This window comes from Leisingera daeponensis (assembly GCF_019801465.1).
Lineage (GTDB): Bacteria > Pseudomonadota > Alphaproteobacteria > Rhodobacterales > Rhodobacteraceae > Leisingera > Leisingera daeponensis_A.
Genome location: NZ_JAHVJA010000002.1, coordinates 233,631 through 256,017, shown reverse-complemented (window position 1 = coordinate 256,017; position 22,387 = coordinate 233,631). Strand labels below are relative to the sequence as shown.

The 22,387-nt window shown below is 67.8% G+C and carries 23 protein-coding genes; 13 read left to right on the top strand and 10 right to left on the bottom strand.

Going from position 1 to position 22,387, the window contains the following annotated elements; genetic code table 11:
• Positions 1-22: 22 nt before the first annotated feature.
• A complete protein-coding gene (locus tag KUV26_RS06000; protein WP_222507693.1) occupies positions 23-826 on the bottom strand; it encodes a fructosamine kinase family protein in 804 nt (267 codons plus the stop codon).
• Complete coding sequence (locus KUV26_RS05995; protein ID WP_222504520.1) at positions 823-1,557, bottom strand: YgfZ/GcvT domain-containing protein; 735 nt, start codon at positions 1,555-1,557, stop codon at positions 823-825. Before KUV26_RS05995 ends, KUV26_RS06000 begins: the two co-directional genes overlap by 4 nt.
• Positions 1,558-1,655: 98 nt before the next feature.
• Here KUV26_RS05995 and KUV26_RS05990 point away from each other — a divergent pair, with 98 nt between their 5' ends.
• Positions 1,656-2,336, top strand: a complete 681-nt coding sequence (locus KUV26_RS05990; RefSeq protein ID WP_222507692.1) for a TIGR04283 family arsenosugar biosynthesis glycosyltransferase — start codon at positions 1,656-1,658, stop codon at positions 2,334-2,336.
• A gap of 79 nt (positions 2,337-2,415) precedes the next feature.
• Here KUV26_RS05990 and KUV26_RS05985 read toward each other — a convergent pair whose 3' ends face one another.
• Positions 2,416-4,278: an ABC transporter ATP-binding protein gene (locus KUV26_RS05985; RefSeq protein WP_222507691.1), complete on the bottom strand. Its 1,863-nt coding sequence runs from the start codon at positions 4,276-4,278 to the stop codon at positions 2,416-2,418.
• A gap of 208 nt (positions 4,279-4,486) precedes the next feature.
• Here KUV26_RS05985 and KUV26_RS05980 point away from each other — a divergent pair, with 208 nt between their 5' ends.
• Positions 4,487-5,695 carry a pyridoxal-phosphate-dependent aminotransferase family protein gene (locus KUV26_RS05980; protein WP_222507690.1) on the top strand — a complete coding sequence of 403 codons (1,209 nt, stop codon included), beginning with the start codon at positions 4,487-4,489 and terminating at the stop codon, positions 5,693-5,695.
• Positions 5,696-5,722: 27 nt separating this feature from the next.
• Here KUV26_RS05980 and KUV26_RS05975 read toward each other — a convergent pair whose 3' ends face one another.
• Both KUV26_RS05975 and KUV26_RS05970 read right to left on the bottom strand, forming a co-directional pair.
• The gene (locus KUV26_RS05975; protein ID WP_222504516.1) at positions 5,723-5,917 is read right to left on the bottom strand and encodes a histidinol phosphate aminotransferase; all 195 of its coding nucleotides are present in this window, start codon (positions 5,915-5,917) and stop codon (positions 5,723-5,725) included.
• Positions 5,918-6,007: 90 nt separating this feature from the next.
• A complete protein-coding gene (locus KUV26_RS05970; RefSeq protein WP_222507689.1) occupies positions 6,008-7,117 on the bottom strand; it encodes a pyridoxal phosphate-dependent aminotransferase in 1,110 nt (369 codons plus the stop codon).
• Between the two features lie 94 nt (positions 7,118-7,211).
• On the opposite strand from KUV26_RS05970, the gene KUV26_RS05965 reads away from it, so the two are divergent.
• The 4 genes from KUV26_RS05965 (at position 7,212) to KUV26_RS05950 (ending at position 10,033) form a co-directional block, all read left to right on the top strand.
• On the top strand, positions 7,212-8,276 hold the full coding sequence (locus tag KUV26_RS05965; RefSeq protein ID WP_222507688.1) for an SMP-30/gluconolactonase/LRE family protein: 1,065 nt from the start codon (positions 7,212-7,214) through the stop codon (positions 8,274-8,276).
• 77 nt (positions 8,277-8,353) lie between these two features.
• Positions 8,354-9,139 carry a crotonase/enoyl-CoA hydratase family protein gene (locus KUV26_RS05960; protein ID WP_222507687.1) on the top strand — a complete coding sequence of 262 codons (786 nt, stop codon included), beginning with the start codon at positions 8,354-8,356 and terminating at the stop codon, positions 9,137-9,139.
• A gap of 424 nt (positions 9,140-9,563) precedes the next feature.
• On the top strand, positions 9,564-9,761 hold the full coding sequence (locus KUV26_RS05955) for a hypothetical protein (RefSeq protein ID WP_222504512.1): 198 nt from the start codon (positions 9,564-9,566) through the stop codon (positions 9,759-9,761).
• A 56-nt stretch (positions 9,762-9,817) separates the two neighbouring features.
• Positions 9,818-10,033 (top strand): hypothetical protein, encoded by a 216-nt coding sequence (locus KUV26_RS05950; RefSeq protein WP_222504511.1) that lies wholly within the window; start codon positions 9,818-9,820, stop codon positions 10,031-10,033.
• A 64-nt stretch (positions 10,034-10,097) separates the two neighbouring features.
• On the opposite strand, the gene KUV26_RS05945 is transcribed toward KUV26_RS05950, so the two are convergent.
• Positions 10,098-11,000, bottom strand: a complete 903-nt coding sequence (locus KUV26_RS05945; protein ID WP_222504510.1) for a fructose bisphosphate aldolase — start codon at positions 10,998-11,000, stop codon at positions 10,098-10,100.
• A 152-nt stretch (positions 11,001-11,152) separates the two neighbouring features.
• Entirely contained in the window at positions 11,153-12,523 is a 1,371-nt protein-coding gene (locus tag KUV26_RS05940; protein ID WP_222507998.1) for a PLP-dependent aminotransferase family protein, read from the bottom strand.
• Between the two features lie 145 nt (positions 12,524-12,668).
• Here KUV26_RS05940 and KUV26_RS05935 point away from each other — a divergent pair, with 145 nt between their 5' ends.
• A complete protein-coding gene (locus KUV26_RS05935) occupies positions 12,669-13,049 on the top strand; it encodes a DUF983 domain-containing protein (protein WP_222504509.1) in 381 nt (126 codons plus the stop codon).
• 120 nt (positions 13,050-13,169) lie between these two features.
• Here KUV26_RS05935 and KUV26_RS05930 read toward each other — a convergent pair whose 3' ends face one another.
• A complete protein-coding gene (locus KUV26_RS05930) occupies positions 13,170-14,813 on the bottom strand; it encodes a CTP synthase (protein ID WP_222504508.1) in 1,644 nt (547 codons plus the stop codon).
• Positions 14,814-14,985: 172 nt separating this feature from the next.
• A complete protein-coding gene (gene secG, locus KUV26_RS05925; RefSeq protein ID WP_222504507.1) occupies positions 14,986-15,357 on the bottom strand; it encodes a preprotein translocase subunit SecG in 372 nt (123 codons plus the stop codon).
• Between the two features lie 175 nt (positions 15,358-15,532).
• Here secG and nthA point away from each other — a divergent pair, with 175 nt between their 5' ends.
• The 5 genes from nthA (at position 15,533) to KUV26_RS05900 (ending at position 19,288) form a co-directional block, all read left to right on the top strand.
• Positions 15,533-16,147 (top strand): nitrile hydratase subunit alpha, encoded by a 615-nt coding sequence (gene nthA / locus KUV26_RS05920; protein WP_222507686.1) that lies wholly within the window; start codon positions 15,533-15,535, stop codon positions 16,145-16,147.
• The gene (nthB, locus tag KUV26_RS05915; RefSeq protein ID WP_222507685.1) at positions 16,144-16,821 is read left to right on the top strand and encodes a nitrile hydratase subunit beta; all 678 of its coding nucleotides are present in this window, start codon (positions 16,144-16,146) and stop codon (positions 16,819-16,821) included. The genes nthA and nthB overlap by 4 nt, the downstream gene beginning before the upstream one ends.
• Positions 16,818-17,150: a nitrile hydratase accessory protein gene (locus tag KUV26_RS05910; RefSeq protein ID WP_222507684.1), complete on the top strand. Its 333-nt coding sequence runs from the start codon at positions 16,818-16,820 to the stop codon at positions 17,148-17,150. Before nthB ends, KUV26_RS05910 begins: the two co-directional genes overlap by 4 nt.
• A gap of 588 nt (positions 17,151-17,738) precedes the next feature.
• On the top strand, positions 17,739-19,052 hold the full coding sequence (locus tag KUV26_RS05905) for an adenylosuccinate synthase (protein ID WP_222507683.1): 1,314 nt from the start codon (positions 17,739-17,741) through the stop codon (positions 19,050-19,052).
• Entirely contained in the window at positions 19,052-19,288 is a 237-nt protein-coding gene (locus tag KUV26_RS05900) for a DUF2842 domain-containing protein (RefSeq protein ID WP_222507682.1), read from the top strand. The genes KUV26_RS05905 and KUV26_RS05900 overlap by 1 nt, the downstream gene beginning before the upstream one ends.
• 166 nt (positions 19,289-19,454) lie before the next feature.
• On the opposite strand, the gene KUV26_RS05895 is transcribed toward KUV26_RS05900, so the two are convergent.
• Positions 19,455-21,572, bottom strand: a complete 2,118-nt coding sequence (locus tag KUV26_RS05895) for a chemotaxis protein CheA (RefSeq protein WP_261399785.1) — start codon at positions 21,570-21,572, stop codon at positions 19,455-19,457.
• A 140-nt stretch (positions 21,573-21,712) separates the two neighbouring features.
• On the opposite strand from KUV26_RS05895, the gene KUV26_RS05890 reads away from it, so the two are divergent.
• Entirely contained in the window at positions 21,713-22,378 is a 666-nt protein-coding gene (locus KUV26_RS05890; protein ID WP_222507680.1) for a thiamine diphosphokinase, read from the top strand.
• Positions 22,379-22,387: the final 9 nt, after the last annotated feature.

Sequence of the window (22,387 nt, the reverse complement as noted above, 5' to 3'; positions counted from 1 at the left end):
CAATCAGGTGAACAGAGGCTTGTCAGAAGCCCAATACCTTCAGCCGGGCCTCCACCATGCTGCGGTAGCCGCTGCCGAACAGCCGCAGATGCACCAGTGCGGGCCACAGCTGATAGATCGGGCGGCGCGCCGCATGCCCCGGTTCCAGCGCGCCATAGGCGCCGTGAAACGCCGCGGGCGGCGCGCCGAACAGATGCAGCATCGCCAGATCCACTTCGCCATGCCCCCAGTAGCAGGCGGGGTCGATCAGATAGGCTTCGGGGCCGCTGAACAGCACATTGCCGCTCCACAGATCGCCATGCAGCAGCGCGGCAGGCGGCGCGGCGGGCAGCAGCTCCGGCAGCCGGAGGCAAAGCGCCGCAACCCGCTGCCGCAGATCGCGGGGCAGGGCCCCCGGGTCTGCCAGCAGGCGGCGGCGGGCCCAGAAGTCCGGCCAGCTCTCCAGCGGCGCATTGGGGATCGCAACGCCGCCAAAGGCGTAATCCTCTGCCCAGCCGTAGTGCGGGCCGCAGGCGGCATGCAGCTGCCGCAGGGAATGCCCCAGCGCCCGCCAGCCCGCTTCGCCGGCTGCGGTTTCCTCCAGCGCTTCCATCAGCAGCAACTGGCCGGAAACGCCCAGCACCTCCGGCGCCGGCGCGCCCGCGTCCCGGACCGCGCGCAGCATCGTGGCCTCTGCCGCAACCAGCGGCCCGGTCTTGGCGACCACCCGGCGGCCGTCTGTCAGGTCAAGAAGCTGCACCTCCGACAGGTCGCCGCCGTGCAGCGGGCGGCTGCGCGCAATGCCCGCGCCCAGCAGAGAAAGAACCGTTTCGGCCAGCCCGGTCACGCGTGCCAGGTGACGCGGGCGTCCCCCGCCTGCATCTCCCCCTTGGCGCGGTCAAGGCGCAAATAGGCGATGCCCCGGCCGCCGGACTGGGTGAACAGCGTGCCGACCGGTTTGCCGTCCGCGGTGATTTCCGTGCCGACCGGCGCCGCGCCCTCGACCGCCACCGTGCGCAACCCCTTGCGAAGCTCGGTCTTGTGCTTCATCCGCGCCGTCACCTCCTGGCCGACATAGCAGCCCTTGCGGAAATCGACGCCCTTCAGCGCCTCGAACCCGGCTTCCAGGATATAGGTTTCCGGCCCCAGCTCGATGCCGGTTTCGGGAATGCAGTGGGCGACCCGGATGGCGTCCCAGTCGGTGCCGTCATCGCCGCCCTCGGCGCCGTAGAGCCGCCAGCCCATCTCCGCATGGCGCGGATCCGCCAGCGCGCCCTCCGGTGCCGCGCCGGTGCCGCGCTTCACCTGCAGGTCGGTGATCTCCAGCTGCACGTCGGCGCGCAGCCGGTACATGTTCAGCCGCTTCAGCAGCCCTTCGGCCAGCGAGGCCTCCACATCCAGCAGAACCGCATCGCCGTCCGCCGCCAGAAAGAAATCCGCGATGTATTTCCCCTGCGGCGTCAGCAGCGCCGCATAGACCAGGCCTTCGCTCAGCCGGTCCACGTTGCTGGTGACAAGATCCTGCAGAAAGCTCTTGGCGTCACTTCCGGTCAGGCGCAGGATGCGGCGGTCGCTCATGTGTTTTCTCCTGTATGCCTCAGGGGCGTTTCACTGCTTGGCCCAGTGATATAGGAAGCAGGGCGGAAGAAAACAGCAAATCCGCTTCAGGAGCCGCCATGCCCGCGCCGGTCAGCATCGTCATCCCCACCCTGAACGCTGAGGCAGAACTGCCCGCGGCGCTGGAGCATCTGATGGAGGGGCTGGCGGCGGGGCTGATCCGCGAGCTGGTGATCAGCGACGGCGGCTCGGCGGACGCCACCCGCGCCATTGCCCAGGCCGCCGGCGCCGAATGGATCAGCGGCGCGCCGTCCCGCGGCGGCCAGCTGCGGAGGGGCTGCGCGGCGGCGCAGGGGGAGTGGCTGCTGGTGCTGCACGCCGACACCCATCTGGAGCCGGGCTGGGCCGCGGCAGTGTCGCGGCACCTCCAGGAGGGACAGGGTGCCGCCGCCTGTTTCCGCCTGCGCTTCCGCGCCCGCGGGCTGATGCCGGCCTGGGTGGCGGGCTGGGCCAACCTGCGCTCGCGCCTGTTCGGACTGCCGTACGGCGATCAGGGGCTGCTGATCCGCCGCGCGGATTACGAGGCTGCAGGCGGCTACCCTGATCAGCCGCTGATGGAAGACGTGGCGCTGGCGCAGCGGCTCAGCGGGCTGACAATGCTGCCCGCCGCGGCGCTGACCAGCGCCGCGCGCTACCAGCGCGCAGGCTGGCTGCGCCGCGGCGGGCGGAACCTGTGGACTTTGGCCAGATACTTTCTCGGCGCTGCGCCGGAAAAACTGGCAAACTCCTACCGCAAGTGAAGGAGAGGGCATCGCCTGTCCGCGGGCGGAACCAATGCGCCCGCCCATGGGGGCAGCCGGGCGAAACATTCAAAGCTGTTTAGCCGAACACCTTGCGGGCAAAGCGGCGGAGCCAGCGGTTGCGGCCGCGCTTGCCGCCGCCGGGCAGCTGTTTCGCCTGCGCGGCAATGCCCGCGGTGTCCACCACCGTCTTGCCGTCCTGGAACTGCAGCCGGTAGAGATCGGCATAGAGCCCGCCGCGTGCCAGCAGCTCCTCGTGGCTGCCCTGATCCACCACCCGGCCGCGGTCCATCACCACGATCTTGTCGGCGTTGCGGATGGTTGACAGCCGGTGCGCGATCACCAGCGTGGTGCGGCCGCCCGACAGCTTGTCCAGCGCCGCCTGCACCACCTTTTCCGACTGCGCATCCAGCGCCGAAGTCGCCTCGTCCAGCAGCAGCACCGGGGTATTGCGCAGCAGCGCGCGGGCAATCACCACCCGCTGCCGCTGGCCGCCCGACAGGGCAGAGCCGCGCGGCCCCACCCGGGTCTCCAGCCCATGCTCCAGCTTGGGCAGGAAATCCACCACATGCGAAGCCTCCAGCGCCGCCTGCAGCTCCTCGCCGCTGACATCCTTGCGCCCCAGCACGATGTTCTCGCGCAGGGTCTCGTCAAACAGCATCGCGTCCTGCGTCACCACCGAGAACAGCCCGCGCAGGTCGGCGGTGTTCAGGTCGCGCACCTCGACCCCGCCGACGGTGACCGCGCCCGCCTGCGGGTCCACCATCCGGGTCAGCAGGTTGAAGATCGTCGACTTGCCCGCCCCCGAGGCCCCCACCAGCGCGGTGGTCTTGCCGGCCTCGGCCTCCAGGTTCAGCCCGTGCAGGATCTTTGCATCGCCATAGCTCAGATCCACCGCTTCCAGCCGGATCGCGGGCAGCCCCTGCGGCGCCGGCTTCGGCGCGGCGGGCTCGCTCAGCAGGATCGGCGCATCCAGCAGCTCCTTGATGCGCTCCAGCGCCGCCGCCGCGCCCTGCCACACGCCCGAGATATTGGCCAGCCGCCGCATCGGCTCGAACGACAGGCCGATCGAGGTGAAGAAGCTCATGAACTGACCGACGGTCTTTTCGCCGGCGATGATCTCATTGCCGCCATAGAGCAGCACTGCCATGAAGCCGACGCCGGCCATGATGTCGGTCATGCCGGAGATGGAAGAGGTGCCAAAGGCCGCCTTCACCTCGGATTTGACAAATTCATCGGTGCGCTCGGAGAACCGGTTGACCTGGTATTCCTCCAGCCGGTTCAGCTTGACCGGCACGATGCCATGGAAAATCTCGTCCAGCCGGGTTGCCAGATCAGCCCCCAGATCGCGCGCCCGCGACGCCTTCTTGCGCACGTAGCGCTGGATGGTGGAGATTGGCAGCAGCAGCACCGGCACCCCGATCAGCAGGATCAATGTCCAGCGCCAGTCGATGCTGAAAGCCACGCCCAGCACCGCCACCAGCGCCACCAGATCGCGGCCCGCACCGGTGATCACCGCCTGCCAGACCGCGTTGATCGCGCCGACGTCGCTTTGCACCCGCTGCAGCAGCAGCCCCGGCGGGTGCTGCTGGTGAAACGCCGGGTCCTGGCGGATCAGCCGCGCCAGCATGTCCTTGCGCAGATGCGCCGCAGAGGTCTGGGAGACCTTGCTCAGCAGCACCTTCTGGGTGACGCTGGACACGCCGCGCAGGGTGAAGATCGCCAGGAACGCCAGGCTGACCCAGACCAGCGCGTCGGAATTTCCGGCCACGAACACCAGGTCGAACATCGGCTGCATCATGTAGCCGAGCGCGCCCATGGTGGCGCCTTCCAGCAGCATGAAGATCACCGCGATGCCCAGCAGACCGATGTAATGGCGCAGGTATCCGCGCCACAGCCAGCCGAACAGCTCTTTCGAGGATTTGTGCGGTTTCCGGCTCATGCCAGCGTGTCCCGGCGGGAAATTCGTGTCATTGCGGGCCTTTCCCTGTCGTTCCTGCGCCATTTAAGCAGCTGCGCAGCAGGGCGCAAGCAATTCGCCGTGACGCCGCAGCGGCAGCAATTGACCCGGCAGAGGTTCCGGCTACTGTGCCGCCATGGATCAACTGCGGCGGCCCTGCGGCTGCCCGCGCACGCAAGGATATTCAGGCATGAGCGGACCGGTGAACCTATCTGCAGGGCGTCAGTATCTGGCCATTCCCGGCCCCTCGGTGGTGCCGGACCAGGTTTTGCAGGCGATGCACCGCCCGTCCCCCAACATCTACGCGGGCGACCTGGTGGAGATGACCGCAGGCCTGATCCCGGACTTGCGCCGGGTGGCGCGCACCCAGCATCACGCCGCGATCTACATCGCCAACGGCCACGGCGCCTGGGAGGCGGCGCTGCAGAACACCCTGCAGCCCGGCGACCTGGTGCTGGTGCCTGCCTCGGGCCGCTTTGCCATCGGCTGGTCGGAAATGGCGGACAGTTTGGGGATCGAAACCCAGGTGCTCGATTTCGGCACCCGCGCGCCCTGGGACATGGCCCGCATCGCCGAGGCACTGGCCGCCGACAGGGATCACCGCATCAAGGCGGTCCTCGGCGTGCATGTGGACACCTCCAGCTCGATCCGCAACGGCATCGCGGGGCTGCGCCAGCTGCTGGACGAGGCCGGCCACCCGGCGCTTCTGATGGCCGACTGCATCGCCTCGCTGGGATGCGAGCGGTTCGAGATGGACGGATGGGGCGTCGATGTCATGGTCACCGCCAGCCAGAAGGGGCTGATGATGCCGCCGGGCCTCAGCTTCGTGTTCTTCAACCAGAAGGCCGCCGCGGCGCGGGCGGCGCTGCCGCGGATCAGCCGCTACTGGGACTGGGAACCGCGCGCCAACCCGGCCGAGTTCTACCAGTATTTCGGCGGCACCGCGCCGACCCATCACCTCTACGGGCTGCGCGCCGCGCTGGACATGATCCACGGCGAAGGCCTCGAAGCCGTGTGGGACCGCCACGCCCGTCTTGCCGAATCCATCTGGGCCGCCTGCGAGGCCTGGGGCGCCGCCGGCCCGCTCAGACTGAACGTTGCAGAGCGCGGCTTGCGCTCCCATGCCGTCACCGCGCTGCGCATCGGGGCGCCGGACGGCACCCGGCTGCGCGAATGGCTGCAGGCGAATCTGGGCCTCACCCTGGGCATCGGCCTCGGCATGGCGCCGCCGGGCAGCCCGGACTGGCACGGCTATTTCCGGCTGGGCCACATGGGCCATGTGAACGGGCAGATGGTGATGGGCCTGCTGGGCGGGATCGAAACCGGCCTGGCCGCGCTGGACATCCCGCACGGGTCCGGGGCGCTGGATGCGGCCGCACGGGTTCTTGCGGGCCGCTGACGGCCCGCGCTCAGCCTGCGGCGGCCCTCAGGCCCGTTGCGAATTCAGCCTGATGTCCAGCCTGGTGATGAAATGGTTGATCAGCACCGCCAGCACCAGCACCGGCACCAGCCCGTACATCACCCAGACCACAAAGAAGATCCACATCAGGTTGATGCCGGCAAACATGATTGCGGCGGTAAAGAAATCCGGCATTCCGTCCGGCAGTTCAGGGTCACGCATGACAATTCTCCCGGTGATACCTTCCGATGGTAGTCCGGGAGGGTTGAATGTCCGGTAAAACTGCCGCGATCAGATGGCGATAGGCAGGTTTCAGCCGGCCTGCGCCGCGGCCAGTGCCCGCGGCAGCGCGGCGGCAAAGGCGTCCAGTTCCGCCGCCGGGCCGCAGCTCACCCGGATACAGCGGTTCTGCGGCGCGGCAAAGGGCATCCGCACAAAGATCCCCTGATCCACCAGCGTCTCCAGCACCGCCTTGGCGAATGCTCCGTCCCGGCCGCAGTCGATGGCGACGAAATTGGTGGCCGAAGGCAGCGCGCGCAGCCCATTGTCTTCCGCAATTTTCGCAATCCGGCCGCGGGCCTCCGCGATCTTCGCCAGCACCTCCGCCAGCCAGTCCTGATCCTGCAGCGCCGCCAGCGCCCCCGCCTGCGCCGCCCGGTTCATGCCGAAATGGTTGCGCACCTTGTTGAAGGCGGAAATCAGCTCCGGGTGGCCGATGGCATAGCCCGCCCGCGCGCCCGCCATCGCATAGGCCTTGGAGAAGGTCCGCATCCGGATCACCCGCCGGTCATCCGCGCTGACCGGCGCCGCGGTGCCCTCCGGCGCGCATTCGACATAGGCCTCGTCCAGCAGCAGCAGGCAGCCCTCCGGCAGATGGTCCAGCGCCGCGGCAATTTCCGCCCCCCTGTGCCAGCTGCCCATCGGATTGTCCGGGTTGGCCAGATAGACGATCCTGGCATCGACCTCCGCCGCCTTGGCAAACAGCGCCTCGTAATCCTCGCGGTCGTCCTTGTAGGGCACCGTGTGGATCACCCCGCCGAACCCGGCGACGTGATAGTTGAAGGTCGGATAGGCCCCCAGCGACGTGACCACCGCGTCGCCCGGCCCGACCAGCAGCCGCACCAGGTATCCCAGAAGCCCGTCGATGCCTTCGCCCACCAGGATATGTTCCGGCGCCACCCCGTGGTGCGCCGCCAGCGCGTGGCGCAGGTCATGGCTCTGCGCATCGCCGTATTTCCAGATATCCGCCGCCGCCGCCGCCATTGCCTCTATGGCCTTGGGCGAGGGGCCGAAGATGTTCTCGTTCGCCCCCAGCCGTGCGGCAAAGGCATGGCCGCGCGCGCGCTCCTGGGTCTCGGGGCCGACAAAGGGCACGGTGGCGGGCAGGGATTGTGCAAGCGGGGTGTAGCGGGGTCCAGTCATGGCGGCAGATAAGCGCAAGCGCGCGCCGCCGGCAAGGCTTGCGTCGCCTCCGCAGCCCGCGCAGTCTGCGCAGCAGTTTGACGGGGATTCTTTCATGCGCATTGTCCTGGCCCTGACGGCCGCCGCCCTCTGCTACCTCCTGTTCTGGCCGGTGCCGGTGGACCCTGTCGCCTATGAACCGCCCGCACCGCCGGGCTTCACCGGCCCCTATGCGGAAAACAATGCGCTGGACGCGGCCGCGCTGATCCGGCTGCCGGAGGGCGAGCTGGGGCCGGAGGACATCGCCCAGACCTCTGATGGCGCCATCTACACCACCAGCCTCGCTGGCAATCTCTACCGTATCGGCGGCGCGGAACCTGTCCTGATTGATCAACTCGGCGGCCGCCCGCTGGGGCTCAGGGCCGGCCCGGACGGCGCGCTTTATATCGCCGACAGCTTCCGCGGCATTCTGCGCTGGACCGGCCCCGGCACGCTGGAGGCCGTGGCGGACAGCATCGGCGGCGCCCCGATCGTCTATGCCAATCAGCTCGACGTGGCCCGCGACGGCACCGTCTATTTCTCCAACTCCTCCGACCGCTTCGACCCTGAAACAATGGGCGGCACCAAGCCGACCTCGATCCTGACCATTTGGGAGCAGTCGGACACCGGGTATGTGGCCCGGATCACCCCGGACGGGCAGGCGGAGAAGATCGCCACCGGTTTCGTCTACACCAACGGCATCGCGCTGTCGCCGGAGGAGGACTTCCTGCTGATCAACGAGACCGGCCGCGCCCGCGTCCACCGGCTCTGGCTCGTGGGGGACAGGGCGGGTGAGCGCGAGGTCTTCCTCGAAAACCTCCCCGGCTACCCCGATAATCTGGAGGCGCAGGGCGACGGCACCTACTGGCTCGCCTTCGCCAGCCCGCGGGTTCCGTCCGAAAAACTGATGCCCTATCCTTTCCTGCGCAAGCTGATCTGGCGCCTCGGCCCGATGGTGCGCCCGGCGCCGATCCACCGCGGCATGCTGATGCAGGTGGACGGGCAGGGCAACATCTTACGCACGCTGCAGGACCCGGACGGCCGCCTCGGCGTCACCACCGGCGGCAAGGTGATGGACGGGCAGCTCTACGTGATGACCCTCGATTCGCCCTGGTTCGCCCGGATGCCGCTGCAGCCCTAGCCCTTCCCCCACGTTGGGCTGGCAACTCTGACGCGTCCGGGGCAGGCTGAGCGCAGACCAGCAGCGGGGAGCGCACCATGAGCAGAGTCACCACCGGCTACAAGGACCACATCGCCTATGTCACGCTTGCCCGCCCGGACAAGCACAACGCGCTGGACGAGGAGATGATCGGCGCGATCATCGCAGCCGGGCAGGAGGTGGCCGAGTCGGACGCCCGCGCGGTGGTGCTGTCGGGCAGCGGCAAGAGCTTCTGCGCCGGCCTCGACATGGCGGCGCTGGCCGGTTTTGCGCAGCGCGACCTCAGCACTCTGATCATGGAGCGCACCCACCACGACGCCAACGCGTTCCAGGAGGTGGCGATGGTCTGGCGCCGGGTGCCGGTGCCGGTGATCGCGGCGATCCACGGCGCCTGTTTCGGCGGCGGGCTGCAGATCGCGCTGGGCGCCGACATCCGCATCGCCCACCCGGAGGCGCAGCTGTCGGTGATGGAGATGAAATGGGGCCTCATTCCCGACATGGGCGGCATGGCGCTCTTGCCGCGGCTGCTGCGCACAGACGTGCTGCGGCGGCTGACCTACACGGCTGAGAAGGTGGCGGCCCAGCAGGCGCTCGACTGGGGGCTGGTCACCGAACTCGCGGGCAATCCGCTCAGCCGCGCCAATGAGCTGGCGCGTGACATCGCGGGCAAAAGCCCCTCCGCGGTCCGTGCCGCCAAACGGCTGATCGCCCATGCCGAAAGCGGCGCGCCGCAAGCCGAGGTGCTGCTGGCCGAAAGCGCCGAACAGCTGGCGCTGATCGGCAAGCCCGACCAGATCGAGGCGGTCGCCGCCCGGCTGCAGAAACGCCCGCCGGACTTCGCCTGACCCGCGTGCCCGGCGGGCTCAGCGCGGTCCGGAAACGCCCGTCCAGCAGCGCTTTGGGGCGTCTGTTCCGGCGGCGGGCAGGCCCTGCCCGGCACCTCCGCGCCGCTTCCGGACCGCGCCCGGATTCTGCAACAGCGGACTTTCGCCAAATTGTCCGTAAATCCGCTCGCGCCGGCGGGAAACCGCCACCGGCCGGCGGGAACATGCCGCGTAAAACCAGCGGAAAACCCTGTTAACGTTTTGGCAACATCTGGGGGCGAATTCTGCCCTCAGCAGGGCGCAAGAATGGCCACTCCAGCATCTGGAAATCTGCTGACCGGCGGCCGGCGGGCCACCGGGCGGCCGCTTGCATCCTGAGGAACTGCAATTGAACCGGCTGCGGCGGACTGGGCCCGCAGCCGGGCTTCAGAAAGGAGTGAGGCTGATGCAAGTGGTGCAGAAGAAGTGGTTTATCCTGTTTGAAAGCGGCGGCCTGCTGTCCCGGACCGGGGACCGGATTACCTATTTTTACGATGAGGCGCTGAGCTTCGGAAACCGCGAGGAGGCGCAGCGCTATCTCGCCGCCAACGAGAACAAGGTCAGCTACACCGGTTTGCGCCCCTCGCTGACCCAGGCGGCGTGAGCGGGTGGCTCGCCGCCAGCAGGACGGCGGAACGGCTTGCGGCCGGCGAGGAAAGGATGCCTAGGTCGGCGCGCTGGCTGCTGGCGCTCAGCGGGGTGATGATCTCGGCCTCGGCGCTGATCTTCTGGTCCTGGCTCGGCGGCGCGGGCCAGGCGCCGGAGCAGCAGCCCGGCTGGTTCACCCTGACCGCGCTGCGCTTCTTCTGGCTGCCCTTTCTCAGCGGTGCGGGGCTGGTGCTGGCGGTCTGCTGCGCCGGGCGCAACGGCTACTGAAGCCCACGGAAAAGGCCGCGCCCGGGTGCAGGCGCGGCCTTCTCGACTTCACAACTGACGGGCCTTACAGCGAGGCGTCGTAGATCTTGCCGATGTTGGCCCCCAGCGCCGCGTCGTATTCCGCGTCGGACATGGCCACGTTCAGCCCCTCGGTCAGCGCGCGGCTGAAAGAGGCGATCATCTTGGGGTTCTGAGACAGGCGCGCGCAGGCGTCGTCGGTGCTGTAGCCGCCGGACAGCGCCACAACGCGGACAACAGTGGCGTGATCGGCCAGATCATCGTACAGGCCCGGCTTGGTCGGGATGGTCAGCTTCAGCGCCACCTTGGCATCGGACGGCAGCGCGTCCAGCTGCGCCTTGATCTCAGCCTTCAGCAGCTCTTCGGCCTCGGCCTTGCTGGCGGAGTGAATGTCGACTTCCGGCTCGATGATCGGCACCAGGCCGGCTGCCACGATCTGCTTGCCCACTTCGAACTGCTGGGCGACAACCGCCTTGATGCCTTCGGCATTGGCTTCCTTGACGACCGAGCGCATCTTGGTGCCGAAGATGCCCTTGGCGTTGGCGCGCGACAGCAGTGCATCCAGTTCCGGCATCGGCTTCATCATCTGCACGCCGTCTTCTTCGCCGGCCAGACCCTTGTCCACCTTCAGGAACGGCACCACGCCGCAGTTCTCCCACAGGTATTGCGCCGTCGGCTTGCCTTCGATCTCGCCGTCCATGGTCTTCTCGAACAGGATCGCGCCCAGGATGCGGTCCTTGGTGAAGCTCGGCGAGGTGATGATGCGGGTGCGCATCTTGTGGATCTCGGCGAACATCTCGTCATCGCCCGAATAGGCGTCCTCGTTCACGCCATAAAGCGCCAGCGCTTTCGGGGTGGAGCCGCCGGACTGGTCCAGCGCGGCAATGAAGCCTTTGCCGGTTGCAATGCGGTCGAGTTGTTCCTGCCGTGTGGAAGCGTCATTGGCCATAATGCGTCACTCTTCTTTGGAATGGTCGGTCTTGGCGCTGTCTATACCGCGAATCTGGCGGGAAACAACGGGGTGTTGCGCTAACGGAACAAGGATTTGCGGCGGCAGGCGGCTGTTTGCGGACAGCGCCGCGCCGGCGGCCCGGCGCGCTGTCAGCCCAGCCAGTCCTTGCGGGTGACCGCGTCGTGCAGCGCAATCAGGTCCCCGCGCAGCTCCTCCAGGCTGATCGGCCCGCCCAGGCACACCCGCACCGCTTCCTCCGGCAGGCCGGTGACGGTGAAGGCGTCGCTTGGCATGATGCCGATCTGGCGCCCGGCCATGCGGCCCATGACCTCGGCCCGGCTGGTGCCGCGCGGCAGGCTGAGCCACAGGTTGAAGGCGAGCGGATCGCTTTCGGTGAAACACTCCTGCAGCACCTCCGCCGCCAGCGTCTGGCGCGCGGCTGCGGCCTTGCGCACAAAGGCCTGCAGCTCCGCCGCGGTGCCATCCTCGATCCAGCGCCCCAGCAGTGCCAGGTTCAGCGGCGAGACCATCACATGCATCGACCGCAGGGCCTGGGAGAACTGCCCCATCTGGCTGCGCTGCGGCACGGTGGTATAGGCCAGCCGCAGCCCGGCGCCGAAACATTTCGAGAGCCCGGCAATATGCCAGCCCAGGTCCGGGATCAGGCTGGAAACCGGCGCGGGCGCATCCTCGGCGACGAAGCAATAGGCATCATCCTCGACCAGCGGCACCGCATGCCTTTGCAGCACCTCTGCAATCTCGCGCCGCCGCGCCGCGGGCATGGTCCGGGTGGTGGGGTTCTGCAGCGTCGGGTTCAGGTACAGCGCCGCCGGCCACTGGCAGGTGATCGCCTTGTCCAGCTCCTCCGGCAGGATGCCGTCCTTGTCGCCCGCGATGCCGGTCAGCCGCAGGCCCAGCCGCGCCGCGATGGAGCGCAGCCCGGGATAGGTCACCTCCTCGCACAGCACCGTTGCGCCCGGCTCTGCCAGCACCGTCAGCACCGCGTACAGGCTGGCATGCGCGCCCGGCGTGACCGCCAGCCGCTCCGGCGCGCAGGGCAGGCCGCCGGCCTGCATCCACTCCGCTGCGATGGCGCGGTCCTGCGGGCTGCCGGTCACCGACTGGTAGCGCAGCAGCGGCAGCAGGTTGGCGGAGACATGCTCCAGACCCTTCTGCATCCGCGCCAGCAGCACCGGGTCGTCCGGTTCAGGGGGCATGTTCATCATCGGGTCTTCTTCCAGCGCCCGCCGCGGGTCGGGGCGCTCCGGCAGCGCGTCCTGGCTGCGCACGAAGGTGCCGCGGCCGACGAAGCTCTCGATATAACCGCGCCGCACCGCCTCGGCATAGCCCCGCGACACGGTGGAAAAGTCGATCCCAAGGTCCTGCGCCACCCGCCGCTGCGGCGGCAGCCGGTCGCCGGGCGCCAGCACGCCCGCGTCGATGTCGGCCCGGATCGCCTCGGCCAATTCGATGTAGCGGGGCCGGGCGCCGTCCAGCCGGGCAGGGGTCCATTGTTTCATCCGCAGAAGCTCCGGGGTGAATTGCATCATGATTGATTGGTTCAATGCCTGACTGCGTCGAAATATGCAACATCAATGATTGGGTATTGATTGCATTCAATGCGGGAATCGCGGTATCAGGCGCCGGAACCCAAGGAGATGCGCGATGACCGGGACGGACGTTTTGCAGAAGGAGCAGCGGGAACTGAAACCCGCATTGCTGAAAGGGCTGCGGCTGCGCTGCCCGAACTGCGGCGAGGGCAAGCTGCTGCACAGTTACCTGAAAGTGAATGACGGCTGCTCCGCATGCGGCCAGGAGCTGCATCATCAGCGCGCCGATGACGGCCCGGCCTATCTGACCATCCTGGTGGTCGGCCACATCCTCGGCTTCGCGCTGCACATCATCTACACGCAGATGCGCCCGGACCCTTGGATGCTGGCGATCATCATGTCGGTGATCACCGTCGGCGCCTCGCTGATCATGCTGCCGCGGATGAAAGGGCTGGTGGTGGCCTATCAATGGGCCAAGCGGATGCACGGCTTCTGAGCCTGAAACAGCATATTTGCCCGGCCGCTGGCCGGGCAGCGCACAGGAAATCGGAATACAGGAAAAGGCGGGCCTGCGGCCCGCCTTTTCAATTTCAGCCCGGCTGTCAAAGCCCGGGTGTTACACCAGCCGCGAGGCTTCCTTGGCCGCGCGGACGAAATCGTCGAACAGCGGGTGCGGCGCGAAGGGCTTGGATTTCAGTTCCGGGTGGAACTGGACGCCGATGAACCACGGGTGGTCCTTCCACTCCACGATCTCGGGCAGGCGGCCGTCCGGCGACATGCCGGAGAAGCTGAGACCGCATTTCTCCAGCTGCTCGCGGTACTTGGTGTCGACTTCATAGCGGTGGCGGTGGCGCTCCTCGATATGAGTGCTGCCGTAGACATCCGCGACCCTGGAGCCCTCGGCCAGCGTCGCGTCATAGGCGCCAAGGCGCATGGTGCCGCCCTTGTCGTCGCCGACCTTGCGCTCGACAGTCATGTTGCCCTGCACCCATTCCTTCAGGTGGTAGACCACGGGTTCAAAGCGTTTCTTGCCGGCCTCGTGGTCGAACTCCTCGGAGCCCGCCTCGGCAATGCCTGCCACGTTGCGGGCGGCCTCGATCACCGCCATCTGCATGCCGAGGCAGATGCCCAGGTAGGGCACCTTGTTCTCGCGCGCATACTGCGCCGCCTTGATCTTGCCCTCGGTGCCGCGCTCGCCAAAGCCGCCGGGCACCAGGATCGCATGGTAGCCCTGCAGGTAGGGGGCGGCGTCTTCCTTGTCAAAGAGCTCCGCATCGACCCATTCGATCGAGACCTTGACCCGGTTCGACATGCCGCCGTGGGTCAGCGCCTCGGCGATGGATTTATAGGCGTCTTCCAGCTGGGTGTACTTGCCGACGATGGCCACCTTCACTTCGCCCTCGGGGTTGTAGATGCGGTCGGCCACATCTTCCCAGCGCTCCAGGTTGGGCTTGGGGGCAGGGGCGATGCCGAAGGCATCCAGCACCGCCTGGTCCAGACCCTCGCGGTGATAGGCCAGCGGTGCCTCGTAGATCGATTTCAGGTCCTGCGCGGCAATCACAGAGTCAGCGCGGACGTTGCAGAACAGCGCCAGCTTTTCGCGTTCCTTGACCGGGATCGGGCCTTCGGAGCGGCAGACCAGGATGTCGGGCGCCAGGCCGATGGAGCGCAGCTCCTTCACCGAGTGCTGGGTCGGCTTGGTCTTCAGCTCGCCGGAGGCCTTGATGTAAGGCAGCAGCGTCAGGTGCATGAAAATGCATTCGCCGCGCGGCTTGTCCTGGGCGAACTGGCGGATCGCCTCGAAGAAGGGCAAGCCCTCGATATCGCCGACGGTGCCGCCGATCTCGCAGAGCATGAAATCGACCTCATCTTCGCCGATGGAGATGAAGTCCTTGATTTCGTTGGTCACGTGCGGAATGACCTGGATGGTCTTGCCGAGGTAGTCGCCGCGGCGCTCCTTCTCCAGCACGTTGGTGTAGATCCGGCCCGACGAGATCGAGTCGGTCTTGCGGGCCGGCACCCCGGTGAAGCGCTCGTAGTGGCCGAGGTCCAGATCGGTCTCGGCGCCGTCGTCGGTGACGAAGACCTCGCCGTGCTCGAACGGGCTCATGGTGCCGGGATCGACGTTCAGATAGGGGTCCAGCTTGCGCAGGCGGACCGAGTAGCCCCGCGCCTGCAGAAGGGCGCCGAGCGCCGCCGAAGCCAGGCCTTTGCCCAGGGATGAAACAACACCGCCGGTGATGAAGATAAAACGCGCCATATGTGTTCGGCTGCCCCCGTGAGAAGTCAGATTTCAGCTGCCCGGCGGTGATCGGAATCATTCCAAAAACCGCAGCATCACGGGACTTCATATATAAAGGATTCGCACGAAATGCGCAAGGGAACCGCAAGATGCTGTTGCGGTTCCTAAAACCCTCTCAAGGTGTAGTGGATCAGTCTGCGCTGGGAACCAGCGGAGCGTTGTCGCCCTCGGACGGCGGCAGCAGGTCGCTGCCCAGCGGTGCCGCCGGGGCTGCGGGCGCCTCGCCCTCTTCACTCTGCGGCACGCCGATCCGGTCGGCAACAGAGGAGCCCGCGGATTTCTGCGCGGCCATGATGGTCAGGGTGATCGAGGTGCAGATGAAGGCGATCGCCAGCAGCCAGGTCAGCTTGCTGAGCGCGGTGGCCGCTGCGCGGCCGGAGATTGCGCCGCCGCCGCCGCCGCTGCCCATGCCCAGGCCGCCGCCTTCGGAGCGCTGCAGCAGAACCACGGCGATCAGGCCGAGAGCCAGAAGAAGATGGATGATCAGAACAACGTTTTCCATGGGTCCCTGCGGCGGTTGGCTAAGTACCGGGCGGTAAATAGGCAAGATTGACCGGGGGGGCAAGGGCGGAGTTGCAGGCTTGGCGCACAAGCTGCCGCGGACGTCACGCAACGTGATCCGGGGCATCAGCAAAGGTGACTGGACAGCGGGGGGCGCAGCGGCGCAGCATGGCGCCATGCCCCATGATCATCCCGACCACCCGCACGCCCTGCTGCCGCCCGATCCTGCCCTGCGGGTGAAGGCGCTGGAGACGATTCTCACCGAAAAGGGCCTGATCGACCCCGCCGCGCTGGAGGAGATTATCGACACCTATCAGAACAGGATCGGCCCGCAGAACGGCGCCCGGGTGGTGGCCCGCGCCTGGAGCGATCCGGAGTTCAGGGCAGCGCTGCTGGCGGACGCGGATCCGGTGCTGGCAGACCTCGGCTATTACGGCCGCCAGGGCGAGCATATGGTGGTGGTGGAGAACACGCCCCAGCAGCACAATATGGTCGTCTGCACCTTATGCAGCTGCTACCCGTGGCCGCTTCTGGGCATTCCGCCGGGCTGGTACAAATCCGACGCCTACCGCGCCCGCGCGGTGCGGGAGCCGCGCAAGGTGCTGGCGGAGTTCGGGGTGACACTGCCGCCGGAGACCGCGGTGCGGGTCTGGGATTCGACCGCCGAGGTCCGCTATCTGGTGCTGCCCATGCGGCCCGAGGGCACCGGGGGGATGAGCGAAGAGGAACTGGCTGCACTGGTCACCCGCGACAGCATGATCGGCACTGGATTGGCGAAGGTGCCAACATGACCCGGGTGCATGACATGGGCGGGCGATTCGGCGATGGGCCGGTGGTGCCTGAGGGGGAGGACGCACCGGTCTTTGCCGAGGATTGGCATGCCCGTGCGCTGGCGGTGACGCTGGCCTGCGGCGCGCTGGGGCAGTGGAACATCGACACCTCGCGTCATGCCCGCGAGCGGCTGTCGCCCAAGGATTACACGCGGTTTTCCTATTACGAGAAATGGATCTCGGCGCTGGCGGACTTGCTGGTCGAAAAGGGCGTGCTGACGCGCGAGGACCTGCAGGGCCAGGGCGCCGCCGGGCTGCATGCGCTGGCGGAGCGGGCCTTGAAAGCGGAGAACGTGGCGGGGGCGCTGGCCAAGGGCGGACCTGCCGACCGCGAGGGCGGACCGGCGCCGCGGTTCTCCCCCGGACAGGCGGTGCGGGTGCGAATCCCTGCTGACAACGCGCTGGTGGAGGGCGGCCACACGCGGCTGCCGCAGTACGCCGCCGGGGCGCAGGGCTATATTCTGCGGCTGCACGGCACCCATGTGCTGCCCGACAGCAGCGCCCACGGGCTGGGGGAGGCGCCGGAGCCGCTTTATGCGGTGCGCTTCTTTGCCCGCGCGCTGTGGGCGCACCCGGAGCATCCCGATGACGAGGTGGTGCTGGACCTGTGGCAAAGCTACCTGGAGCCGCTATGAGCATGTGTGCTGAGGTTTCTGCACCGGAGCCGGTCTTTGCCGAGCCCTGGCACGCGCAGGTCTTTGCCCTGACGGTGCATCTGAATGAGGCCGGGCGGTTCAGCTGGGGCGAGTGGGTGGAGCGGTTCTCGGCCACTTTGAAGCGCCACGGCCTGAGCCGGGAGCTGGACGGGGGCGAGGATTACTTCCGCGCCTGGCTGGAAACGCTGGAGATGTTCCTGGCGGAGCAGGGTGCTGCGAGCCGTGCCGAGGCCGAGGTGATGCGCCGCCGCTGGGAGGAGGCGTATCTGTCGACCCCGCATGGCGCGCCGGTGCGCCTGCGCGGCTGAACATGCGGTTTTGGCCGCCGGGGGCCGCTGGCCCGTGGCGGTTGTGCCGTGCTGATCTGTTTCGGTCCGTATTCTTCGGGTCTGCGCTGTGTCCCGTTTCAGGGGGCGGCGCCGCCGGGTGGAGGTGGACAGACCCCGCCGGGGGCCTGCTCGGGCAGGATATCCTGGACGACCCCCTTTTTATCAGGGCCGGTCTCCGGGTGTCGCACAGGCAGCCTCACAGATGCCTGCGCCTCGTATCATGGCCCCGCGCGCGGGAACCATGGCGGGGGATCGCGATCATTTGAAAGTGTCGCATAGGGCCATGAGGATTGCGTGAAGGCACCGTACGCCGGGTGGGCAACACCCAGCCCGGAACAAGGCGCGCAGCGCCAGCCCGCGGGCTGGCGCTCGCCCTCCTTTCTGCGCGGTGCTCTTCGGGAATCAGCGGCAAGCACACGCATTCGCGCCGGCCCAGGCAGGCGCAGCCCTTGGTGATAGGGTCGAAAACCTTGGCTAAGCCTTCTCCTGCGGCGAATTTGCGGTTCCACTGCCTGCGCAGCATCGCTATATGAGCGTGGGTTTGAACCAGACTGTAAAGGACCGGATATGGCCAATGTCGTCGTAGTCGGCGCCCAGTGGGGCGACGAAGGGAAAGGCAAGATCGTGGACTGGCTGAGCGAGCGCGCTGACGTGATCGCCCGCTTCCAGGGCGGCCACAACGCCGGCCACACGCTGGTCATTGACGGCAAGGTCTACAAGCTGCACGCGCTGCCCTCGGGCGTGGTGCGCGGCGGCAAGCTGAGCGTCATCGGCAACGGCGTGGTGCTGGACCCCTGGCACCTGATGAAGGAAATCGCCACCGTTCAGGCGCAGGGCGTGGAGATCACCCCGGAAACCCTGATGATCGCCGAGAACACGCCGCTGATCCTGCCGCTGCACGGCGAGCTGGACCGGGCGCGCGAAGAGGCGGCTTCCAAGGGCACCAAGATCGGCACCACCGGCCGCGGCATCGGCCCGGCCTATGAGGACAAGGTGGGCCGCCGCGCCATCCGCGTGGCCGACCTGGCCGACGAAGCGACGCTGGTTGCCCGCGTCGACCGCGCGCTGCAGCACCATGACCCGCTGCGCCGCGGCCTGGGCGTTGACCCGGTCGACCGCGATGCGCTGATCGCGCAGCTGAAAGAGATCGCGCCGCAGATCCTGCCGTTTGCGGCGCCGGTCTGGAAGGTGCTGAACGAGAAGCGGAAATCCGGCAAGCGGATCCTGTTCGAAGGCGCCCAGGGCGCGCTGCTGGACATCGATTTCGGCACCTATCCCTTCGTGACCTCCTCGAACGTGATTGCGGGCCAGGCGGCCACCGGCGTCGGCATCGGCCCGGGCTCCATCGACTACGTGCTGGGCATTGTGAAGGCCTATACCACCCGCGTCGGCGAAGGCCCGTTCCCGACCGAGCTGCTGAACGCCGAAGGCAAGCCGGATGCCGATGGCGAGCGCCTGGGCACCCGCGGCCATGAGTTCGGCACCACCACCGGCCGCCAGCGCCGCTGCGGCTGGTTCGATGCCTGCCTGGTGCGCCAGACCTGCGCCACCTCCGGCATCAACGGCATCTCGCTGACCAAGCTGGACGTGCTGGACGGCTTCGAGACCCTGAAGATCTGCACCGGCTACGAGCTGGACGGCGAGCGTCTGGACTACCTGCCGACTGCCGCCGACCAGCAGGCCCGCTGCACCCCTATCTATGAAGAGATGGACGGCTGGAGCGAAAGCACCGAAGGCGCGCGCAGCTGGAACGATTTGCCGGCCAACGCGATCAAATACGTGAAGCGCGTGGAAGAGCTGATCGACTGCCCTGTTGCGCTCCTGTCCACCAGCCCGGAGCGGGACGACACCATCCTGGTGACCGACCCGTTTGCCGACTGATGGCTGACAAGGAAGGACTGAGCTACAAGGCCCGGCGGCGCTGGGCCCTGGTGATCCTGCTGGTCGGGATGCCGGTTTACATCGTGGCTGCGGTCACGGTGCTGAACTGGCTTGACCGGCCGCCGTTGTGGCTGGAGCTGGTGGTCTATGTGGCGCTCGGCATCGTCTGGGTGCTGCCGTTCAAGTTCGTGTTCCGCGGCGTCGGCAAAGAAGATCCGGACGCCGACAAGCAGTAAGCTGGAAGGGCGCTGCCCCCCGCATGCTGGAAGGAAAGAGGGGCGCTGCCCCTCTTGGCCTCGCGGCCAATTCACCCCGGAGTATTTCCGCAAAGGTGAACAGGGATCCGGCCTGAAAAAAAAGGCGGCCTCGCGGGCCGCCTTTTTCTGTCCGGGGTGTCCGGGGTCAGCCCGCGGCGCGTTTGCCGGGCTTGAAGCCGATGTCGCCGGAGGCGGTGAACTGGCCGTTGCCGGAGCGTTCGATCTTGCCGTCGCGCAGGAGCTGGCCGAAGGAGCGCAGCCCGTCCTCGCGGTTGAAGTCGCTGCTGCCGGCGCTGCGCACCTTGTTCATCAGCTGCGGGCGCGAGAAATGGTCGCGGCCCTCGACAAAGCTCATGTAGGCCGCGGCGGCCTCCAGCAGTTCATGCAGCTCGGCGGCGCCGCGCTCTTCGGCGTAGGCGGCGAAGCCGCTGCCGCCGGCTTCGGTGTCATTGCCGAGAACCGCAGCCGACACCCGGCGCGGGCGGACCGGCTGCGGCGCGGACGCGGCAGGGGTGCCTTCGTCGATGCGCTGTTCGGCCACCAGCTTCAGCGGCGCCGGGCGGGCCGCCGGGCTGGCGGGGCGCACCGACGCGCCTTGGCGGGCTTCGGGGCGGCGCGGGCGCACCACGCTGGCCAGGTCGTCGCGGTAGGGCTTGGCATCGTCGGGTACGTCGCCGCCGGTGCCGTCGGCCTTGGTGGCCGCCACGGCGCCGCGCAGTTGGCTGTAGGCCTCGCGGGAGGAGGCGGTTTCCGGGTCGTCCAGCCTTTCATCCGCAGCCGCCATCAGGCGGGACACATCGCTGTCGTCCAGACCGGGTGCGGCGGGATCGGCTGCCTCTGCCTGCGCGGCGTCGCCGCCAGCTTCCTCGCGGGGCTCGGGCTGTTCGGAGGCGGCAAGGATTTCGGCTTCCACCTCGGCCAGTTCACGCATCAGGTCGGCTTCGTCCGCATCCGAGAGGGTGTCCTGCGCCTGCTCTGCATCCGCTGCAGCTTCCGCCTCCTGCAGCTGGCCGGCGGCGATGGCCTTGTCGATGACCGCGCGCTTGAGCTTGGTGATGCGGACCCGGGCCGGGGCAGGGGCAGGGGCGGCTTCTTCCTCCGCGGCCAGCAGGTTGCTGCTGTCCTCTGCGCTGTCCTCGCCGTCTTCGCCGAGGCCGGTGAAGAGGCCGCCTTCGGCGGCGTCCTCCTCGTCTTCCTCTGCGGCGGCGTCTCCGGCCGCGGCGGCTGCGTCTTCTGCGTCGGCGGCGTTCAGGTCCAGGCGGTCCAGCGCGCGGGCGATCTCGCCGTCGGCATCGTCGTCGAAATCCGGCCCGCCGTCGTCGTCAAGCATTGCGCTGGAAATGTCGTCCGCCGCGTTCTCGAGAACGTCATCGGCGTGCTCATCCTCGCTGAAATCCTCTTCGGGGGTCTGTGCCACCACCGCGCGGATGCGCTGCAGCTTGGCGGCGATGCTGTCGGCAGCGGGCGCTTCGGCAGCGGCTTCGGCCGCAACCGGCTCCGCTTCCGCGCGCGGCTCTTCCGTTTCGCCTTCCGCCTCTGCCTCGGTGACTTCCAGCAGTTCGACAGCGGGGGCTGGCTCTTCTTCGCTTGCGGTGCCCAGCACAGCTGCGATGGCTGCTTCGGCTTCGGCTTCGGCTTCGGCTTCGGCTTCGGCTTCGGCTTCGGCTTCGGCTTCGGCTTCGGCTTCGGCTTCGGCTTCGGCGATAATTTCCGCAGCTTCCTCCGCGTCGGCCTCAACCTCTGCCGCGGCGTCCTCGATTTCTGCGGCGGCGGCCTGGGCTTCCTCGGCAACGGCTTCGGCGGCCGCTTCGGAGACTTCGGCTGCAATCACGTCCGCGGCGGCTTCCTCTTCCGCGGCGGCCTCGGACCCGGGGGTTTCGGCTGCCTGCGCCTCGGCGGGGGCCGGAGCGGGCGCGGGCTGTTCAGCCGCCGGGGCAGCCGGGGCAGCGGCGGGCGCCTGTGCGGGCGCGGGAGCGGGGGCTTCGGCAGCGGCGGCGCCAAGCGCCGGGGTGGCGGCGCGCAGGTGGATACCGCCCTCGCTGGTGCGGGCCTCGACCTGGCGGGCGATCTCGCGCTGGGCAATGCGGGCCAGCATGTCGGCATCGGGCTGCGGCGGCTCGGCGCCGAAGTAGCGGTCATCGGCGGCAAGATCGCGGAAATACTCGGCAATGGCCTTCATCGTGCCGAAGGAATCCTCGAACCCTTCCAATGTGCAGGAAAAGGTTCCATAGGATACGGTCAAGACTTTGTTGTTGTGTACCATAAGCTCGCTCGTCTTCGTCACATCAGTTGTCATTCACCATAATGGCTGGAAGGACCAATTTTGCTCGAATCCGTGCAATTGATCGTATCATTTTGTGTTCACAATGTGTCTTGTTTCCAAAATAGGCAGGAATGGGCCGCATGAATACTAAGATTGTAGACGTTTCGGAACCAATCACGCTGGTGGGCGGCGGCGAGATGGCCTCCGGCGCGCTGGAGGAGGCGCTGGCGCTGGCGCCGGTGCTGGTGGCGGCGGACGGCGGCGCCGCGGCGGCGCTGGCGGCGGGGCATCCGCCGCGGGCGGTGATCGGCGATTTCGACTCGTTGAGCGATGCGGTGCGGGCGCAGCTGCCCGCTGCGAGCCTGCACCGGGTGGCGGAGCAGGACAGCACCGATTTTGACAAGGCGCTGAGGCTGATAGCGGCGCCGGCGGTGCTGGCGGTGGGGTTTCTGGGGGCGCGGGTGGACCATCAGCTGGCGGCGTTCAGCACGCTGGTGCAGGGGCATGAATCCCCCTGCGTGCTGGTGGGCGAGACGGAGGTGATCTTCCACCTGACCCGGCCCGTGGCGCTGCCGGCGCAAGCGGGAGAGGTGATTTCGCTGTTTCCGATGCAGGAGGTGACCGGGCGGTCCGAGGGGCTGGAATGGCCGATCGACGGCCTGCGGATGTCGCCTGCGGGGCGGATCGGCACCTCGAACCGGGCGACAGGCCCGGTGCGGCTGGTGCCGGAGGGGCCGGGGCTGCTGGCGATCGTGCCGCGGCGGCTGCTGGCGGATGTGCTGGCAGCGCTGCGGCTGGACCGCTAGCTCGCGGGG

Coding starts and splice junctions, on each gene's coding strand:
- KUV26_RS05945 (WP_222504510.1), bottom strand. CDS start 11,000: ATGGCCAATGACGCTTCCACACGGCAGGAACAACTCGACCGCATTGCA.
- KUV26_RS05980 (WP_222507690.1), top strand. CDS start 4,487: ATGAGCGGACCGGTGAACCTATCTGCAGGGCGTCAGTATCTGGCCATT.
- KUV26_RS05955 (WP_222504512.1), top strand. CDS start 9,564: ATGCAAGTGGTGCAGAAGAAGTGGTTTATCCTGTTTGAAAGCGGCGGC.
- KUV26_RS05935 (WP_222504509.1), top strand. CDS start 12,669: ATGACCGGGACGGACGTTTTGCAGAAGGAGCAGCGGGAACTGAAACCC.
- KUV26_RS05910 (WP_222507684.1), top strand. CDS start 16,818: ATGAGCATGTGTGCTGAGGTTTCTGCACCGGAGCCGGTCTTTGCCGAG.
- KUV26_RS05890 (WP_222507680.1), top strand. CDS start 21,713: ATGAATACTAAGATTGTAGACGTTTCGGAACCAATCACGCTGGTGGGC.
- KUV26_RS05975 (WP_222504516.1), bottom strand. CDS start 5,917: ATGCGTGACCCTGAACTGCCGGACGGAATGCCGGATTTCTTTACCGCC.
- KUV26_RS05895 (WP_261399785.1), bottom strand. CDS start 21,572: ATGGTACACAACAACAAAGTCTTGACCGTATCCTATGGAACCTTTTCC.
- KUV26_RS05995 (WP_222504520.1), bottom strand. CDS start 1,557: ATGAGCGACCGCCGCATCCTGCGCCTGACCGGAAGTGACGCCAAGAGC.
- KUV26_RS05930 (WP_222504508.1), bottom strand. CDS start 14,813: ATGGCGCGTTTTATCTTCATCACCGGCGGTGTTGTTTCATCCCTGGGC.
- KUV26_RS05950 (WP_222504511.1), top strand. CDS start 9,818: ATGCCTAGGTCGGCGCGCTGGCTGCTGGCGCTCAGCGGGGTGATGATC.
- secG (WP_222504507.1), bottom strand. CDS start 15,357: ATGGAAAACGTTGTTCTGATCATCCATCTTCTTCTGGCTCTCGGCCTG.
- KUV26_RS05990 (WP_222507692.1), top strand. CDS start 1,656: ATGCCCGCGCCGGTCAGCATCGTCATCCCCACCCTGAACGCTGAGGCA.
- KUV26_RS05985 (WP_222507691.1), bottom strand. CDS start 4,278: ATGAGCCGGAAACCGCACAAATCCTCGAAAGAGCTGTTCGGCTGGCTG.
- KUV26_RS05960 (WP_222507687.1), top strand. CDS start 8,354: ATGAGCAGAGTCACCACCGGCTACAAGGACCACATCGCCTATGTCACG.
- KUV26_RS05900 (WP_222507682.1), top strand. CDS start 19,052: ATGGCTGACAAGGAAGGACTGAGCTACAAGGCCCGGCGGCGCTGGGCC.
- nthA (WP_222507686.1), top strand. CDS start 15,533: ATGCCCCATGATCATCCCGACCACCCGCACGCCCTGCTGCCGCCCGAT.
- KUV26_RS05965 (WP_222507688.1), top strand. CDS start 7,212: ATGCGCATTGTCCTGGCCCTGACGGCCGCCGCCCTCTGCTACCTCCTG.
- KUV26_RS05970 (WP_222507689.1), bottom strand. CDS start 7,117: ATGACTGGACCCCGCTACACCCCGCTTGCACAATCCCTGCCCGCCACC.
- KUV26_RS05940 (WP_222507998.1), bottom strand. CDS start 12,523: ATGAAACAATGGACCCCTGCCCGGCTGGACGGCGCCCGGCCCCGCTAC.
- KUV26_RS05905 (WP_222507683.1), top strand. CDS start 17,739: ATGGCCAATGTCGTCGTAGTCGGCGCCCAGTGGGGCGACGAAGGGAAA.
- nthB (WP_222507685.1), top strand. CDS start 16,144: ATGACCCGGGTGCATGACATGGGCGGGCGATTCGGCGATGGGCCGGTG.